The organism is Intestinibacter sp. (assembly GCF_051866655.1).
GTDB lineage: Bacteria > Bacillota > Clostridia > Peptostreptococcales > Peptostreptococcaceae > Intestinibacter.
In genome coordinates, this window is the sequence record NZ_JBJDXL010000281.1 from 1 (window position 1) to 18,339 (window position 18,339).

Consider the following 18,339-nt stretch of genomic DNA (forward strand, 5'->3'; position numbering starts at 1 on the left):
GTTTCGTGGTTTCCATCGCTTGATTTTATCATCTCAACAGGTTGAACTACATGAGGATGAGAGCCTATTATAATATCTACACCTGCATCGCAAAGCTTTTGTGCAAGCTCTGTTTGGAAGGTGCTAGGAGTTCTACTGTATTCGTCACCCCAGTGGAGAATTACTATTTGCATATCTGTGTTATCTTTGTATTTTTCGACAGTAGAGTAGATTGTATTGAAAGCTTCATCTGAATCTGTAGCGTTAAATACATTCATCAAGTCATTTTTATCGCTTGATACTTTTATGCCGTTTAAATATTTAGTTCCGTTTTTTATTTCACCGTAAGAATATGATGTGATACCTAGCTTTATGTTGTTTACATTTTCTATTATGTACTCGTCGTCTGGTTCATTTTCTCTAGTACCTACAGTATCAAAGCCCTTTTCCTTTAGAGTAGCTAATGTACGTTCAACTCCGAGGCTAGACATGTCAAAGCTGTGGTTGTTAATAGTAGATAGTAAGTCAAAACCAGCATTTTTTAAGGCGTCTGCAATTGCATCTGGTGTGTTAAAGGTTGGGTAAGAGCTGTATGCGTATACATCGTCTTTACAAAGAGTAGTTTCTAAATTCGCTATTGCCAAGTCTGATTTTTCTATGTATTTTTTTACATATTTGTAGTTGTTATCAAAAGAATATTCCTTAGTAGAGGCGTTGTATTGTGCCTTGAGCTGAGGCATATGGGCCATGACATCACCACATGCAGTTAGTGAGGCTTCATATGTTTCAACTTTTGTATCTGTTTTATTTATGTTATCAACTACTGATGTATTATCTGGTTTATTTAATATTTTAACCCCTGCAATTATTACAACTAATATAATTACTAATAAACCACCTAAAAACATTTTCCCGTTTTTACTTAGTTTTGTTTTTTTAGAATTTTTCTTTTTATTCATGATTTACCCCCTATTAGAAACGTATTCATTATTTATAATATATTTAATTGTAAAAATTTTCAATTAAAATCTAAAAAAGTGTATATATTGTAACTTTTATGACTAAAATAAAAAAGTCTACATTTGGAAAATTAAATTTTGAAAATAGCAGGTGTCATTTATGAATATTAAATCTCTAGATAACGTAAAGAAAGGCAAAATAGGCGAAAAAATAGCTCGAAAATATCTCGTTTCAATAGGCATGAATATAATTTGTACAAATTACAGGACTAAATTTGGCGAGGTAGATATAATTGCAAGGTTTGAAAATAAAATAGTATTTGTAGAAGTAAAATCTAGGACATCTAAAAATTACGGGTTAGCCTGTGAGGCTGTAAATTTAAAAAAAATCAAAAAGATAACTGCTGTAGCGAAGTACTACATTTTGGAGAATAATTTAAGAAATTGCGAAATGAGGTTTGATGTTGTAGAGGTTTATTTCGATGAAGAGAGGATAAACCATATAGAAAATGCATTTTAGGAAAGGGATAATATGTTAAGTATAGTAAATTCATGTAATCTATCAGGGATAAATGGCTTTATAGTCAATGTCGAGGTCGATATTACTAGAGGAATGCCTTGTTTTAATATAGTTGGGTTAGCTAGTATGGAGATAAAAGAGGCTAAAGAGAGAGTAAAATCGGCAATTATAAATAGTGAATATGATTTTCCGACTAAGAGAATTGTTGTAAACTTATCTCCAGCAGATATAAAGAAGGAGGGTTCTCTACTAGATTTGCCGATATCTATCGGACTAGTTATGAACTACATAACAAGAGGAGCAGATTATTTTAGAGAAACTGTATTTGTTGGAGAGCTGTCATTAGACGGAACTTTAAAGAAAATAAGAGGGGTTTTACCTATAGTTTTAAGTGCAAAGGAAAAAGGATATAAGAGGATATTTATACCTTATGAGAATTTGTTAGAAAGCTCATATGTAGATGGAATAGAAGTAATTCCTGTAAAAAATTTAAGACAGTGTATAGAGTACATAAATGGGAAAATAGATTTAAATTTAAGTGATTTATTCTCTAATATAAATAAGAATACACAAGAAGAGGAGTACGAAGAGGATTTTTCTGATGTAAAGGGCAATTACTTTGTAAAAAGAGGGTTGGAAATTGCAGCTGCAGGAAATCATAATACACTTTTAATAGGCCCTCCTGGCACAGGTAAAACTATGATGGCGAGAAGAATTAGGACTATATTGCCTGATTTAGATAAGGAGGAAATGATCGAGGTAAGTAAGATCTACAGCATAGCTGGACTTATCGATAATAATATAGGTATAGTCAATAAAAGGCCCTTTAGAGCGCCACACCATAGCGCTACGACAATTTCTTTAATTGGAGGTGGGGTTAAGTCTACTCCAGGAGAAATTGTTTTAGCTCATAGGGGTACTTTATTCTTAGATGAGTTACAGGAGTTTAGAGATTTGGAAATATTGAGACAACCTATGGAGGATGGCTACATAAACCTATCTAGGCTTAAAGGATATATAAAGTACCCTTGTAAATCATTGATAATTGCCGCGATGAATCCTTGTCCGTGTGGCTATTTTATGTCTGATATTCCATGTAAATGTTCAGCATATGAAATGATAAGATATAAAAATAAAATTTCAGGACCGATTTTAGATAGATTTGATTTATTTTTGGCAGTTGATTCAGTTGAACACGGTGAATTTAGTGATGATAACTTTAATGAATCCTCTGCTAGTATAAAGAAGAGAGTTGAAAATGCAAAGAATATGCAAAAAAATAGATTTAAAGATAGCGATATAAAGAGCAACAATGAAATAAAATCATCTCAAATAAATAAATACTGTAAATTAGATAAAGAAAGCAATCAAATTGCTAAAAAAATATTCGATAAATACAAGCTGAGCAACAGAAGCTACACTAAATTACTTAAAACTGCTAGAACTATAGCAGATTTAGAATCGAGTGAAAATATAAATAAAAGTCATATACTAGAGGCTTTTTCATATAGAAAGGGTTATTACAAATATTTTAAATGAGGTGAAAATATGGAAAAAAAGGACATGTACTTGCTTTTAAGTTCTATATATAGAATAAATAACCTAGAAGTGGATATATTAAAAGAAGAATTTGGAACACTGGAAAATTTAATGCAGGTAAATAAAGGGGAAATTCTTAAAAATAAAAAATTGGATTCAAAATTATTAAGAAATATAGTAAAATATAGAAGCTATTCACGAATTGATAAAATTAAAGAAATTTTATATAATAACAAAATACAATGTGTTTGTATTGAGGATGAAAATTATCCAGAACAATTAAGGCATATTGCGTTGCCTCCGCCTATATTATTTTATAAAGGAGATATTTCTTTTTTAAAAATGGAGCAGACATTAGCTGTGGTGGGTTCGAGAACTCCTACACAATACGGATTATATTGTGTTAGAAAATTAACAGAAGAATTGTCCTCTATGGGTGTAAATATTGTAAGTGGACTTGCTTTGGGAATTGATTCTGAAGCACATATGGCGTGTATAAAAGGTAAAAATGGAAAAACTGCTGCGATATTGGGAGGTCCTATAGACGAGATAAGACCAGCTACAAATATACCTGTAGCCGAAAAAATTTTAGAAAATGGTGGAGCCGTAATATCGGAGTTTTTTATTAGTTCAAAAATATATCCTTCAAATTTTGTTCAGAGAAATAGAATTATAAGCGGGCTGTGTAAAGGAACTTTAGTTGTAGAAGCAGCAGATGGTAGTGGTGCTTTAACCACTGCAAATTATGCTTTACAGCAGAATAGATCGGTTTTGGCAATACCAGGACCTATAAATTCTCCAAAGAGCGAAGGATGTAATGAACTTTTAGAAAAAGGTGCAAAAGTAACTAGAAATTTTAAAGATATTATGGACGAGTGTGAATTTTCTTCTTTAAATAATTCTAAAGATAGTATAGAATATGATATTAAGGGCTTAAATTGTGAGCAAATTGCAATTTTAGATTTAATGAAAAAACAAGGTAATATAAAAATAGATGATATTTGTAATTATACTGATATTGATATAAAGACAATAAATTCAAATATAAATGAACTATTGATAAACGATTATATTATTGAAATGGAAAATAAAACTTATGGATTTAACGTTTAACCGAAAAAGTAAGTGGGGGTGTAATAAAATATGGCGAAAGCATTAGTAATTGTCGAATCGCCAGCTAAGGCTAAAACAATAGAAAAGTTTTTAGGAAAAAGTCACTATACAGTAAAGGCTTCTGTAGGACATGTAAGAGATTTACCTAAAAGTCAATTAGGCGTTGATATAGAAAATAACTTTGAACCAAAATATATAAATATTAGGGGAAAAGGAGATGTAATCAAGGAACTAAAAAAAGAAGCTAAAAAAGCTAAGAGAGTTTATCTAGCGACCGACCCCGATAGAGAAGGGGAGGCAATTTCTTGGCATTTATCTTATATTTTAAATATAGATGAAAAAGAAGAATGTAGAATAGAATTTCACGAAATAACAAAGGATGCGATTAAAAAAGCTATAAAAAATCCAAGAAGTATAAATCTAGATTTAGTTGATGCTCAGCAGGCGAGAAGGGTTTTAGATAGACTTTTAGGATATCAAATAAGTCCTATTTTATGGCAAAAGGTCAGAAAAGGCTTAAGTGCAGGTAGAGTTCAATCCGTGACTACAAAGTTAGTCTGTGAGAGAGAAGAGGAAATTAACTCTTTTATACCTAAGGAATACTGGACAATAGATTTGATTGTAAAAAATAAAGATGGTGAAGAATTTGTTTTAAAATTCTATGGAGAAGACGGCAAAAAAATAGAATTAGAAAATGAAGAGCAAGTAAAAGAAATCTTAGAAATAGTAAAAAATAATGATTTAATAGTAAATAAAATAGAATCTAAAAGTCGTAGAAAGTCAGCTCCAAAGCCGTTTACTACAAGTGTACTTCAACAGGATGCTGCAAATAAACTGAATTTTACAACTAAGAAGACTATGATGGTAGCTCAAGAGCTTTATGAAGGTATTGATATAAAAGGGGAAGGAACTGTAGGTCTTATATCTTATATAAGAACAGATTCTAAGAGAATATCAGAAGAAGCAAAGGAAAAGGCTAAGGATTATATAGTAGAATCAATAGGAGAAAATTATTATAAAAACCAAACAAAAGAAAATAAATCTAAAAAAGAAGATAAAAAAGTACAAGATGCTCACGAAGCCATCAGACCAACTTCTGTGGAGCGAACACCAGATAGTATAAAGGATTCTTTGAGTAGGGATCAATATAAGCTTTACAATTTGATTTGGAGAAGATTTGTGGCAAGTCAAATGGAGGACTCTGTATTTGATGTTTTAAATGTAGAATGTAAAATTTCAAATTTAGTATTTAAAGCAACTGGCTCTAAGCTTAAATTTGATGGATATACAAAAATATATAACTTTACAGAAAGGGAAGATAAAATACTTCCAGGTTTGAGCGAAGGTGAAAATTTAACTATACAAAAAGAAGATCCAGCTCAACATTTTACATCTCCTCCACCTAGATATACAGAGGCGAGCTTAGTAAAGACTTTAGAAGAACTTGGAATAGGAAGACCAAGTACATATGCGCCTACTATAACTACTATATTAAACAGAGGATATGTTGAAAAAGACGGGACTAGTTTACTTCCAACTGAGCTAGGGATAATAGTTACAAAAATACTAGATGAAAATTTCCAAAAATTTATGGATGTAGATTTTACTGCCGATATGGAATCTCAATTAGACGAAATCGAAGAGGGAAATGCAGAATGGAAAAAAGTAGTCGAAGAGTTTTATTCACCATTGAAGGAAGCTATTAGAATCGCTATGGAAAAAATAGAAAAAGTAAATATGGATGAAGAAACCGATGAAATCTGCGAAATCTGTGGTGCTAATATGGTGATAAAATACGGTCGATTTGGCAAATTTATGGCTTGTAAAAATTATCCAGAATGTAAAAATACTAGACCTATTGTCAATAAAATTGGTGTAAAATGTCCAAAATGTAAAGACGGAGATGTGATAATGAGAAAAAGTAAAAAGAATAAGGCATTTTACGGATGCTCAAATTATCCAGAATGTGATTTTGTAGCATGGAATAAACCAGTTGAAGAGGTCTGTGAGGAATGTGGTTCTTATATGTATGAAAAATATTCAAAATCAGGTAAGAAAATAGTTTGCTCAAATAAAGAATGTAAAAACGAAAAGATTGTCGAAGAAGAATAAAAAATTACAATTAAAAATAATATTATTGAAATGCGTGAAAATTTAAAATATTAAATTATATTTGTTGAATTGGATAAAAAAATATGTTAATATTACATTGTGAGGCTGTTAATTATATCACAGAGTTAGATTAGAGTAATAAATTTATATTATATTGACTTAAATTAAGGAGAGGATAATATGGCAAGTGAAGTGCTACAAAAAACTAGAAGAATAAATAAAACTTTGCAAACTAGTAGTGGAACTAAAGTATCTTTTGATAGATTAGCAGAGACATTAGGAGAAGTTTTAGATGCTAATGTCTATGTTTTAAACACAAAGGGTAAAGTATTAGGCCTATATCTTACAGACATACAAGATAGTTCTGTTATAGAGGATGAAGAGACAAAACAAAAGAAATTTTCAAAGGAATATAATGATAGCTTACTTAAAGTGTCAGAAACACTAGACAATTTAACAGGAGAAGAGTTAGTAAAATTATTCCCAGACGAATACAATAGAAGTGAAAAATACTTGACAATAGTTCCAATACTTGGAAGTGGCCAAAGATTAGGATCATTAGTATTATCAAGATACGACAAGACTTTTAATGATGATGATTTAGTTATATCAGAATATAGTGCTACTGTAATAGGTATGGAAATACTAAAATCTCAAACTGAAGAATTAGAAATTGAAATGCGTAAAAAAGCTGTAGTTCAAATGGCAATAGGAACTCTTTCTTATTCTGAGCTTGAAGCAGTTGAGCATATATTTAATGAATTAAATGGTAAAGAAGGTCTATTAGTAGCTAGTAAAATAGCTGATAGAGTTGGAATAACAAGATCAGTAATCGTAAATGCCTTGAGAAAATTTGAAAGTGCCGGTGTTATTGAATCTAGATCTTTAGGTATGAAGGGAACTCATATAAAAATACTTAATGACAAATTAATACCAGAGCTTAAAAAAGTAAGAAATAATTATTAATCTATAAAATTTATGAAAAAATCCTTCTTAATTAAAGAAGGATTTTTTCATATTATATTCCAAATAAGGAGAAAAAATATGCAACCTTTAGCAGATAAACTAAGACCAGAGACTATAGACGATATGGTGGGGCAATCACATATAATCGGCAAGGGGAAGATAATAAACAAACTAATAGAAAATAAAACTATTCCAAATATGATTTTATACGGTCCTCCTGGAACAGGAAAGACAACTTTGGCGAATATAATAGCTAATGTAACCGGGAAAAAGTACATAAAGTTAAATGCAGTCAATTGTGGAGTCAAGGAAATAAAAGAGGCGATAGACAATAGCAAGAGAGATTTGTTTTCATATAATGGAATAATATTGATGCTCGATGAAATACAAGCATTAAATAAAAAGCAGCAGCAATCTCTACTTGAGGTAATAGAAGATGGCTCTGTAACCTTGATAGCTAGTACGGCAGATAATCCTTATTTTGTAGTGTACAAGGCTATTTTAAGTAGAAGTACTGTATTTGAATTCAAGCCTATAATAAAGGAGGATATTTATAAAGGTCTTAAAAGAGCTGTAAGTAAATTAAATGATTTGTATACATATGAGAGTATAAATGTCGAAGAAGAAGCCTTAAAATATATAGCAAATACATGTAATGGAGATATGAGAAGTGCTTTGAATAAGCTAGAGCTCGTATTCAATATAGGAATAGATATAGGAAGCAATTCAGTGAATATAACATTGGAGGACACAATAAACTGCTCTAGTGTAAAGATAATGAATTACGACAACAAAGGTGACGACAGCTACTCTATATTATCTGCCTTTCATAAATCACTTAGAGGATCTGATGAAAATGCAGCAATCCATTATCTAGCTCGACTTATAAAAACACAGGATATGCAGTCTATAATTAGAAGGCTTTTATGTGTGGCCAGTGAGGATGTAGGACTTGCAGTTCCGCAAGCTGTCACTATAACAAATGCATGTGTTGAATCAGCACTAAAACTGGGCTTTCCAGAGGCAAAATTGCCACTAGCTCAGGCGACTATATATTTAGCTAGATGTCCTAAGTCAAATTCAGTTATAACGGCTATTGATAAGGCATTATACGATTTAGATAATACAGAGATAGGAGAAATACCAGATTATCTAAAAGATGCACATTATGCTGGAGCAAAAAAATTAGGTAGAGGATTAGAATATAAATATCCTCACGATTACAAAAATAATTATATAGACCAACAATATCTTCCAGATGCTATCAAGGATAAAAAGTACTATGAAGCTGGAAATAATAAAAATGAATTATCATTTGAACAATATTGGAAAAAATTAAAAAATGAATTTTAGTAGAAAAATCCTCTATCATATTGAAGTAGAGGATTTTTCTTTGTTGATTATAAAATTGGTAATATTTATAATATTGATAGAAAAGCTTTATTTTAAAGTAGAATTAAAAAGGAGTAGAGGTAATTTGGGGGATTTAAATGATTAAAAAAATAGATAGAAAGTATGAAAAAAAAGTCATAGAATATTTAAATTTAGAAAAGGAAATTAATACATTTAGCTTACAGGAATTAAAAAATTACGGATTTGAAAATATATTTTATAAAATATATTGCGATATAGACGAAGATGGAAATATAAATGGAATCCTCTTCAAATGCTTTGAATATTTAACCTTTTATTCTTACGGAGATTTTGATGTAGACGGATTTTGTGAATTGATTTCAGATATGGAGTTCAATGAGATAAGTGGTAAATCTAGCTGTATAGATTTAATTGCAAATAAACTAGGCATGCTCAAATATAGAAAGGTTCATTTATGTAGATTATTATCTATAGATAAATACGAAGAAGAGATTGATGATAATTTTAAATTAAAAAAAATAAATATATTTAATATGAAAAAGGTCGTAAAGCTATACGAAGAAATAGATGAATTTCAAAATACGACGATAGAAAATGTAAGGTTAAATTTAAGAAGTGGGAGGGGCTATTGTATTGAACACAAAAAGAAGATAATTTCTATGGCAAAATCAACAGCTGAAAATAAAAACACGGCTATGATTATAGGTGTTGGAACTCATCATGATTATAGAAATAGAGGTCTTGCTACTAAGTGTATGATGAAGCTTTGTAGTGAGCTTTTAGATAAAAATATAATTCCTTGCTTGTTTTACGATAATGAAGAGGCGGGTAAAATTTATAAAAAACTAGGATTTGAAACGATAGATAACTGGAGCATATACTACAAAGAATAAAATATAATCTAAAAAAACATAGTATTTTCAATAGGTTTAGAAAAAACTTTTAATTCCGACTAAAATAGTCTAAATTAATGTTGACAAAATTACTAGGGTATAATACAATAATATCAGAAAGAGAAATCCTACCAAAAAAGTAGGAATAAAAAGGGTGATAAAATGAAATTATCAACAAAAGGTAGATACGGGCTCAAGGCTATGTTTGAATTATCACTTAACCATAGTAAAGGACCTGTATCAATAAAAAGTATTGCCAGTAAACAAAATATACCTGAGCAGTATTTAGAACAGATTTTTTCAAAATTAAAAAAAGCTAATCTAATAAAAAGTGTAAGGGGTGCCCAAGGTGGGTATTTATTATCTAGGAGGGCAAGTGATATAACAGTATACGACATATTAGTTGTACTTGAAGGACCTATATCGATTTCTGATTGTTTATCAGATGAAGGGGTATGTGAAAATTCAAATAGCTGTGTTACAAAGCTAGTATGGGCTAAGATGAGAGATGCTATAGAGGATGTCATGAAATCTATTACACTTTGTGATATGGTAAACGATTATTATGAAAATAATAATATAAATAGATTAGAAAATGATATTTATTGCTTGATGAATAATGAAATAAAAAAATAGGGAGATGACTATTATGGAAAAAAGAAGATTATATATGGATTATTCAGCAACTACACCAGTTAAAAAAGAAGTTTTAGAGGCTATGATGCCTTACTATACAACATATTTTGGTAACGCTTCAAGCTTCCATCAATTTGGTAGAGAAGCAAAAGAAGGATTAGACAAAGCCAGAGCTCAAGTTGCAGCTTTAATAAATGCTGAACCAAGGGAAGTATTTTTCACTAATGGTGGTACTGAAAGTGATAACTGGGCTTTAGAAGGAACTGCTTTTGCGAGAAAGGACAAAGGAAATCATATAATAACTACTAAAATAGAGCATCATGCTATACTTCACACTTGCGAATACTTACAAAAGGTTCATGGATTTGAAGTTACTTACTTAGATGTAGATGCAGAAGGTAAAGTAGATTTAGATCAATTAAAGAGCGTTATAAGTGATAATACAATACTTGTAAGTGTAATGTACGCTAATAATGAAGTGGGAACTATACAACCTATAAAAGAAATAACTAAAATAGCTCATCAATATGGAGCTTTAATGCATACAGATGCAGTTCAAGCAAGTGGTAATATACCAGTAGACGTAAAAGATCTAGATGTAGATTTAATGAGTATGTCTGGACATAAAATATATGGACCTAAAGGAATAGGTGCTTTATTTGTTAAGAAAGGTGTAAAAATTCACAACTTTATACATGGTGGAGCTCAAGAGAAAAAGAAAAGAGCTGGTACAGAAAATATACCTGCAATAGTAGGATATGGAAAAGCAGCAGAGCTTGCTAAAGCTAATATGGAACACCATGTAACAGAGCTTACAAGACTTAGAGAAAAATTATTAAATGGAATAGTTGAAACTATACCACATGTAAAAATAAACGGTCATAGAACTGACAGATTACCAGGTAATGCAAATATATCATTTGAATTCATAGAAGGTGAAGGAATACTATTACTTCTTGATCAATTAGGAATAGGAGCATCAAGTGGTTCAGCTTGTACATCAGGTTCATTAGATCCATCACATGTACTTATGGCTTTAGGATTACCACATGAATTAGCTCATGGTTCTTTAAGACTTACAGTTGGAGATTTCACAACTGAAGACGATATAGATTATATACTAGAAAATTTACCAAAGGTAATAGCTAGACTTAGAGAATTATCTCCATTATATCAAACTTATTTAAAAGAACATCCAGAAGAAAAATAATTTGAAAATCGACTTATAATAATATAAGCTTTAATAATAGATAGAGAATATAGAATTAATTTAGGAGGAACAAGATTATGCAATATAGTGATAAAGTAATGGAACATTTCTTAAATCCAAGAAATGTTGGTGAAATAGAAAATGCAAGCGGTGTAGGTGAAGTAGGAAACGCTAAATGTGGAGATATAATGAAAATCTATTTAGATGTTGAAGACGAAATAATAAAAGACGTTAAATTCCAAACATTTGGATGTGGTTCTGCAATAGCTAGTTCATCAATGGCTACAGAGCTTATAAAAGGTAAAAGCATACATGAAGCTTTAGCATTAACAAACAAAGCTGTAGCAGAAGCTTTAGATGGACTTCCACCAGTAAAAATGCACTGTTCAGTTTTAGCAGAACAAGCTATAAAAGCTGCTCTTTTAGATTATGCTAAGAAAAACAACGTAAGCATACCTGAATTAGATGATTTCGTTCCAGACGAAGATCATGACCATGGTGTAGAAGAAGACGATGAATAATAATTACTAAATTAAATAAAGGAAAAATCTTTGGGGCTTTCTCAAAGATTTTTTCATTTTCGATATATTTTTTGTTTAATACTTTTAAATTTATCGCAAAATAGATATAATATAAAAACGAGGTGATAGAGTAGAATGAAGAAAAAGGTAATGATAGGTATGAGCGGTGGAGTAGACAGCTCTGTTGCAGCTTATTTATTAAAAAAACAAGGATACGATGTAATTGGAGTAACTATGAAATTGTGGCAAGACGATGAGGAGTACGACTTAATAGAAAATGAAGGTGGATGCTGCTCTTTAGAAGCCGTAGAAGATGCGAGAAGTGTTGCTCAAAAGTTAGACATACCATTTTACGTGTTGAACTTTAAAGAAGTATTTAAAGAGAAGGTAATAGATTATTTTATAGATGAATATATAAATGGGAGAACGCCAAATCCATGTATAGCTTGCAATAAGCATATAAAATTTGACGATTTATACAGAAGGGCTAAACAAATAGGATGTGACTATGTAGCTACAGGTCATTATGCTAGAATTGAAAAGGATGAAGAGACAGGTAGATATCTACTTACAAAATCAGTTACAGATAAAAAGGACCAAACTTACGCTCTATACAATATGACACAAGATCAACTAGAGCATACATTGCTTCCTATAGGTGATTATGAAAAGGATAAAGTAAGAGAAATGGCTAAGGAGCTTGGACTTATAGTACATAATAAGCCAGACAGCCAAGAGATATGTTTCGTAAAAGACAACGACTATGCAAATTACGTAAAAAGACATTCAAATAAAAGAATAAAAGAAGGAAATTTTGTAGATACTAATGGTAAGGTACTTGGAAGACATAAAGGTATCGTAAATTACACTATAGGACAACGTAAGGGCTTAGGTATAGCATTTGGGAAGCCTATGTTTGTAATAGATATAAATGCCAAGAATAATACTGTAGTATTAGGAGATAACGAGGATTTATTCAAGCATAACTTAATTGCAAAGGACGTAAACTTTATATCAGTAGAAGATATCACAGAGCCTATTAGAGTTAAGGCTAAGGTAAGATACTCTGCAAGACCAGCAGATGCCACAGTTTACAAGGTCGCAAAGGACAAGATTAAGATAGTATTCGACGAAGCACAAAGAGCTATAACAAAGGGACAGTCTGTAGTTATGTACGACGGAGATAAAGTAGTCGGCGGAGGTATAATCGAAAGTAGCTTTTAGATAAAAATTCGACTTGATAATCTTTAAATAGGGCTTTTAAAATAAAATATTTGTTGACAAAATGCGATTTATAATTTAAATTAATATTAGTAATTAATATTTAAAATACAGCGAAGAGGAATAGTAAAATATTCGATGGCTTTACAGAGAGAGGACATAGGTGAGAGTCTTTAAGTACAGGATATTTGAAGCAGTCTTGGAGTAGCAATTCGGAGCTTAGTATGAATTGCCGGTAGTTACGTTATAGCTAAGGTTTTCCGAAGATGCCATTTATATGGTAACTAGGGTGGTACCGCGAATACACCTCGCCCCTATAATTTATTTATAGGTGCGAGGTTTTTTAATTTTATAACAATCAAATTGTAAGACATTGAAGGTTTAGGAGGTAATAAATTATGAAAAAAATGGGTTGTAATGAAATAAGAAAAGCTTTCTCAGATTTCTTTGAATCTAAGGAACATTATATAGGTAAGAGTTCTTCTTTAATACCTAAAAACGACAAAAGTTTACTTTTAATAAACTCAGGTATGGCTCCACTTAAAAATTATTTTTCAGGAGTTGAAGTTCCACCAAAAAACAGAATGAGTACAGTTCAAAAATGTATAAGAACTGGAGATATAGAAAATGTAGGTAAAACTGCTAGACATGGTACTTTCTTCGAAATGATGGGTAACTTCTCATTTGGAGATTACTTCAAGGAAGATGCTATAAAATGGGCTTGGGAATTTGTAACTGAACATCTACATATACCAGAAGAAAAAATATGGGTTACAGTTTATTTAGACGATGATGAAGCTCATGATTTATGGTTAAAGCATACAAGTATACCAGCAGAAAGAATAGTAAGATTAGGTAAAGACGATAACTTCTGGGAAATAGGTCTAGGACCATGTGGACCTTGTTCAGAAATGTACTACGATAGAGGTCCTGAATATGGATGTGGAAGCCCTGACTGTAAACCAGGATGTGATTGCGATAGATACTTAGAATTCTGGAACTTAGTATTCACTCAATTTGACAGACAAGAAGATGGTAGCTATCCTTCTCTTGAACATAAAAACATAGATACTGGTATGGGTCTTGAAAGAATGGGTTGCATAATGCAAGATGTAGACAACATATTCGAGGTAGATACTATAAGAGCTATAATAGACGAAATAGAAAAAATTTCAGGTGTAAAATACGGTGAAGATCACAAAAAAGACGTATCTATAAGAATAATAACTGACCATATAAGAGCAACAAGCTTTATGATAGCTGACGGTGTACTTCCATCAAATGAAGGACGTGGATATGTTCTTAGAAGATTACTAAGAAGAGCTGCTCGTCACGGTAAATTATTAGGAATAAAAGAAGACTACCTATACAATTTATTCGATGTAGTTAAAGAAGTCAGTGGAGAAGCTTATCCAGAGCTTGTTGAAAAAGAAGGATATATCAAAAAGGTTATAAAAATAGAAGAAGAAAAATTCAATGAAACAATAGATCAAGGTAGTGAAATATTAAATTCTTATATAGAAGAATTAAAAGCAAGTGGCCAAAAGACATTAGCTGGTGAAAAAGTATTTAAATTATACGATACTTATGGATTCCCAATGGATTTAACTCAAGAAATACTAGAAGAAGTTGGATTTGACCTAGATGAAGATGGCTTTAACGAAGAAATGGACAAACAAAGAGAAAGAGCTAGAAATGCTAGAGGTAATATGGAAGGTGAAAGCTGGAAAGAAGATCCACTTTCTACTTTAGATTCTTCTGTGGCATCTACATTCGAAGGATACAATCATCTTACAACTGTAGGTAAAGTAACTGCTATAGTTAAAGACGACCAAATAGTAGATACTATAAAAGAAGGAGACGAAGCAGTAGTAGTACTTGACAAAACTACTTTCTATGCAGAAGGTGGAGGTCAAGTTGGTGACCATGGTATATTAGAAAATGAAAATGCAGTATTTGAAGTTATAAATACTAAAAAAGGTGCAAATAATACAATAAAACACATAGGTATTGTGAAAAAAGGTAGCATAAATACTAAAGATGATTTAAAATCATTAGTAAATAGAGAATTAAGAATGGCATCTGCTAGAAACCATTCAGCTACTCACTTATTACACAAGGCTTTAAAAGAAACTTTAGGAGAACACGTTAACCAAGCAGGTTCATTAGTAACTCCAGATAGACTTAGATTCGATATAACTCACTTTGAACCAATATCAAAGGACGAACTAGAAATAGTAGAAAGAAAAGTAAACGACGTTATTTTACAATCTCTTGATATAAACTGTGAAGTTATGGGTATAAATGAAGCTAAGAATAAAGGTGCTATGGCTTTATTTGGTGAAAAATACGGCGACGAAGTAAGAGTTGTATCTATGGGAGATTATTCAATTGAACTTTGTGGAGGTACTCACTTAACAAATACTTCACAAGTAGGATTATTCAAGATACTATCTGAAGGTGGAGTAGCAGCTGGAGTAAGAAGAATAGAAGCTATTACAGGAAGAAGTGTATACGAATACTTAAATTCAAGAGATGAATTAATAGAAGAAGCTTGTACTGCTCTAAAAACAAAAGAAGACAACCTAATAAATAGAGCACATGCTTTAGTAGAAGAAAATAAATCTCTAGCAAAAGAATTACACGATGTAAAAGCTAAAATGAGCTTACAATCAGCTGATAAGGTTATGGATTCTAAGGTAGAAGTAAATGGAGTTAACTTAGTAACTGCAAAATTCGAAGGAATGGATATGAATTCATTAAAGGAAATGGCAGATAATCTAAGAGACAAATTACAAAGCGGTGTAGTAGCAATCTCTAATGTAAGTGATTCTAAAGTAAACTTCGTAGTTACAGCAACTAAAGACGTAATAGAAAAAGGAATCCACAGTGGAAACATAGTAAAAGAAATCGCTAAAATAGCAGGTGGAAAAGGTGGCGGAAGACCTAACATGGCTCAAGCTGGAGCACCTGACGCTACAAAGATAGATGAAGCTCTAAGCTATGCTAGTGAGGTTATCAAAAGCCAAGTAAAATAATACTTTGAAAATTACCAAAGGCTCTAATTTTTAGAGCTTTTGGGATTTTAATTTTAATAGGGGGCTTTAAGATGGATAAAAATTTAGATTATACGATGAAATTTGAAGGAATATCAGAAGGTAAATTAACTATAAGAGAAACTCTTGAGTACGTATATGAGGCTTTAGATGAAAAGAAGCGCTATGATCCAATTGATCAAATTATAGGATATATACTTTCTGGGGATTCGAGTTATATAACAAGCAATAGAAATGCGAGAACTATAATCAAAAAATACGAAAGAGATGAATTGTTAAAAGAATTATTAAAAAGCTATTTATCTAAATAATTGGAGTTCTTGCTTTTTGAATTAAAAATAGAAAGAGGTAGCTTAATGAAAAAAAGATTAATATCCTTTTTATTATCACTAATAGTATGTTTAAGCTTTTCCATGTCTAGTATATATGCAGATACAGCTGAAAATTCAAATGGAAAGGTCATATATATCAGTTTAAATAGGACTAGCTTAGAAAATTTACTTGAGATACCTACAATCAAGCAAAAAACACAAAATAGTGGTTATGTCGCACTTATGACGACTAAAGGTGATGGTGGTTCAAATACAGACCAAAAATCTTTTGCTAGTATAGGTGCGGGTGTTAGAGCTAATGTTTTAGATGAGGATTACAATAAATTTGAAAATTTAAACGAAGACGAAAAGGTACAATTCGAATCTGTGACAGGAGTTAAGCCACTTGAAATCAACAACTTAAAAATAAATAGAAATATAAATCAAAATCTCGATTATGGAAGCTATGGAGCAACTTTAGGTATGCTTGGTTCTACATTACAGGAAAATAACCTAAAGGTTGCTTTACTTGGAAATAGTGATATAGAAAAAAGTGGAGAAATCAAAAAAATAAGAAATTTAGCATTAGTATGTATGGATCAATACGGTAGAGTTGAGTCAGGCAACGTAGATGATATAAATATCGAAGATAATACCATGCCATATGCTATTTCAACTGATTACGAAAAATTAAAATCAGAGACAAAAAAATACTATGAAAGTAGCGATGCTATTTTTATAGAGCTTGGAGATACATATAGATTAGATCAATATAGAAAATCTCTAAATGAAAATACTTATGAATCTATGAAAAATAGAATTTATCAGAGAATAGATGGATATCTAAAAGAAGTATTCGATATGGTAGGAGAAAATGACACTATTTATATAGTAAGTGAATTTGAAAGTGATTTAGATTATTTAAATAAGAGAAGATTATCTCCTATTATAAAATTCCAAAATGAAGGATACGGACTTTTAGAATCTTCAACAACAAGAGAAGATGGAATAGTAAGTAATATCGATATAGGTGTAGATATTTTAAATCAATTTGGATTGAAAAATGAATTGATGATAGGTAAATCATTTAACAGCGTTAAAGATGAAAATAATATAGAAAAGCTTTTAGATAAATATCAGAGAATAGTTTCTGTAAATAGCATAAGAGCTACAGTTGTAAATACATTTGTAGGTATAGTCTCTGCATCTTGGGTTATAGCTATGGTAGCTTTATTATTTAAGGAAAAAATACCTAAAAAACAAAAGGGATTTGGCAGAGAACAAATATTTAAAGTTTTAAAAGAGCTTATAAAATTAGGTCTTATAATGCCGTTGGCATTTTTATCAGCTCCTGTATTTCAATTTAAAACTCAAACAGGCTTAGTAGTTGGAGTACTGATTATGACAATTATTTATTATTTGATAGGACGTAAATTGTTTAAGCACGATGATTTAAAACAGATGGGATTCTATGCATTGATTACAATAGGTCTTATAATAATCGATTGTGTGTTAGGTACACCTCTTATGAAGGGCTGTATAATGAGCTATGATGCTATAAATGGGGCTAGATACTACGGTGTAGGTAATGAATACGAAGGTGTAACTATTGCAAGTGCCGTATTTGCATTGGCTATTTTATTAAACTACAAAAAAATACCAAAATGGCTTGCAGTTATATTGGCAATAGTTATTTTGGCTACTAGTGCGATGCCTTCTATGGGAGCGAATGTCGGCGGTGCTATATCAGAATGTGTAGCTTATTTACTATTTATACTGTTGATATTCGATGTTAAATTGGATTTTAAAAAGATTGTATTAATAGGTGTGGCTGCAGTACTATTAGTTGTAGCATTTGCAGGATTAGACTTTATTATGGGAAGTGAATCACATTTATCAGTATTTACAAACCAAATAATACAAGAAGGT

Annotated in this window: 15 protein-coding genes and 1 other annotated feature; of the genes, 14 read left to right on the top strand and 1 reads right to left on the bottom strand. The window is 31.1% G+C overall.

The features are described 5' to 3' along the window. The coding region (locus ACI3VO_RS08355) for a CapA family protein (protein WP_439757475.1) at positions 1-938 on the bottom strand (938 nt) is incomplete at its 3' end. A 160-nt stretch (positions 939-1,098) separates the two neighbouring features. Between ACI3VO_RS08355 and ACI3VO_RS08360 the strand changes: the two genes are divergently transcribed. The 14 genes from ACI3VO_RS08360 to ACI3VO_RS08425 all read left to right on the top strand — a co-directional run. Continuing rightward, entirely contained in the window at positions 1,099-1,458 is a 360-nt protein-coding gene (locus ACI3VO_RS08360) for a YraN family protein (protein ID WP_439757476.1), read from the top strand. A gap of 12 nt (positions 1,459-1,470) precedes the next feature. Continuing rightward, positions 1,471-2,997 carry a YifB family Mg chelatase-like AAA ATPase gene (locus ACI3VO_RS08365; RefSeq protein ID WP_439757477.1) on the top strand — a complete coding sequence of 509 codons (1,527 nt, stop codon included), beginning with the start codon at positions 1,471-1,473 and terminating at the stop codon, positions 2,995-2,997. Between the two features lie 69 nt (positions 2,998-3,066). After that, positions 3,067-4,110 carry a DNA-processing protein DprA gene (gene dprA, locus ACI3VO_RS08370; RefSeq protein WP_439757478.1) on the top strand — a complete coding sequence of 348 codons (1,044 nt, stop codon included), beginning with the start codon at positions 3,067-3,069 and terminating at the stop codon, positions 4,108-4,110. A gap of 30 nt (positions 4,111-4,140) precedes the next feature. Then, the gene (gene topA / locus ACI3VO_RS08375) at positions 4,141-6,222 is read left to right on the top strand and encodes a type I DNA topoisomerase (protein ID WP_439757479.1); all 2,082 of its coding nucleotides are present in this window, start codon (positions 4,141-4,143) and stop codon (positions 6,220-6,222) included. Positions 6,223-6,402: 180 nt separating this feature from the next. Further along, positions 6,403-7,188 (top strand): GTP-sensing pleiotropic transcriptional regulator CodY, encoded by a 786-nt coding sequence (codY, locus tag ACI3VO_RS08380; RefSeq protein ID WP_439757480.1) that lies wholly within the window; start codon positions 6,403-6,405, stop codon positions 7,186-7,188. A 78-nt stretch (positions 7,189-7,266) separates the two neighbouring features. Beyond that, a complete protein-coding gene (locus tag ACI3VO_RS08385) occupies positions 7,267-8,541 on the top strand; it encodes a replication-associated recombination protein A (protein WP_439757481.1) in 1,275 nt (424 codons plus the stop codon). Between the two features lie 137 nt (positions 8,542-8,678). Further along, positions 8,679-9,455, top strand: coding sequence for a GNAT family N-acetyltransferase (locus tag ACI3VO_RS08390; RefSeq protein WP_439757482.1), 777 nt, complete (start codon positions 8,679-8,681; stop codon positions 9,453-9,455). A gap of 162 nt (positions 9,456-9,617) precedes the next feature. Next, the gene (locus ACI3VO_RS08395) at positions 9,618-10,091 is read left to right on the top strand and encodes an RrF2 family transcriptional regulator (RefSeq protein WP_439757483.1); all 474 of its coding nucleotides are present in this window, start codon (positions 9,618-9,620) and stop codon (positions 10,089-10,091) included. Between the two features lie 13 nt (positions 10,092-10,104). After that, positions 10,105-11,301, top strand: coding sequence for a cysteine desulfurase NifS (nifS, locus tag ACI3VO_RS08400; protein ID WP_439757484.1), 1,197 nt, complete (start codon positions 10,105-10,107; stop codon positions 11,299-11,301). Positions 11,302-11,378: 77 nt separating this feature from the next. After that, positions 11,379-11,822 carry a Fe-S cluster assembly scaffold protein NifU gene (gene nifU / locus ACI3VO_RS08405; RefSeq protein ID WP_439757485.1) on the top strand — a complete coding sequence of 148 codons (444 nt, stop codon included), beginning with the start codon at positions 11,379-11,381 and terminating at the stop codon, positions 11,820-11,822. A 135-nt stretch (positions 11,823-11,957) separates the two neighbouring features. Continuing rightward, complete coding sequence (gene mnmA, locus ACI3VO_RS08410; protein WP_439757486.1) at positions 11,958-13,046, top strand: tRNA 2-thiouridine(34) synthase MnmA; 1,089 nt, start codon at positions 11,958-11,960, stop codon at positions 13,044-13,046. A 101-nt stretch (positions 13,047-13,147) separates the two neighbouring features. Continuing rightward, positions 13,148-13,362, top strand: a binding site (T-box leader). 79 nt (positions 13,363-13,441) lie between these two features. Beyond that, positions 13,442-16,081 carry an alanine--tRNA ligase gene (alaS, locus tag ACI3VO_RS08415; RefSeq protein ID WP_439757487.1) on the top strand — a complete coding sequence of 880 codons (2,640 nt, stop codon included), beginning with the start codon at positions 13,442-13,444 and terminating at the stop codon, positions 16,079-16,081. A 71-nt stretch (positions 16,082-16,152) separates the two neighbouring features. Further along, positions 16,153-16,410, top strand: coding sequence for an IreB family regulatory phosphoprotein (locus ACI3VO_RS08420; protein ID WP_320624632.1), 258 nt, complete (start codon positions 16,153-16,155; stop codon positions 16,408-16,410). 45 nt (positions 16,411-16,455) lie between these two features. Continuing rightward, the coding region (locus ACI3VO_RS08425) for a hypothetical protein (RefSeq protein WP_439757488.1) at positions 16,456-18,339 on the top strand (1,884 nt) is incomplete at its 3' end.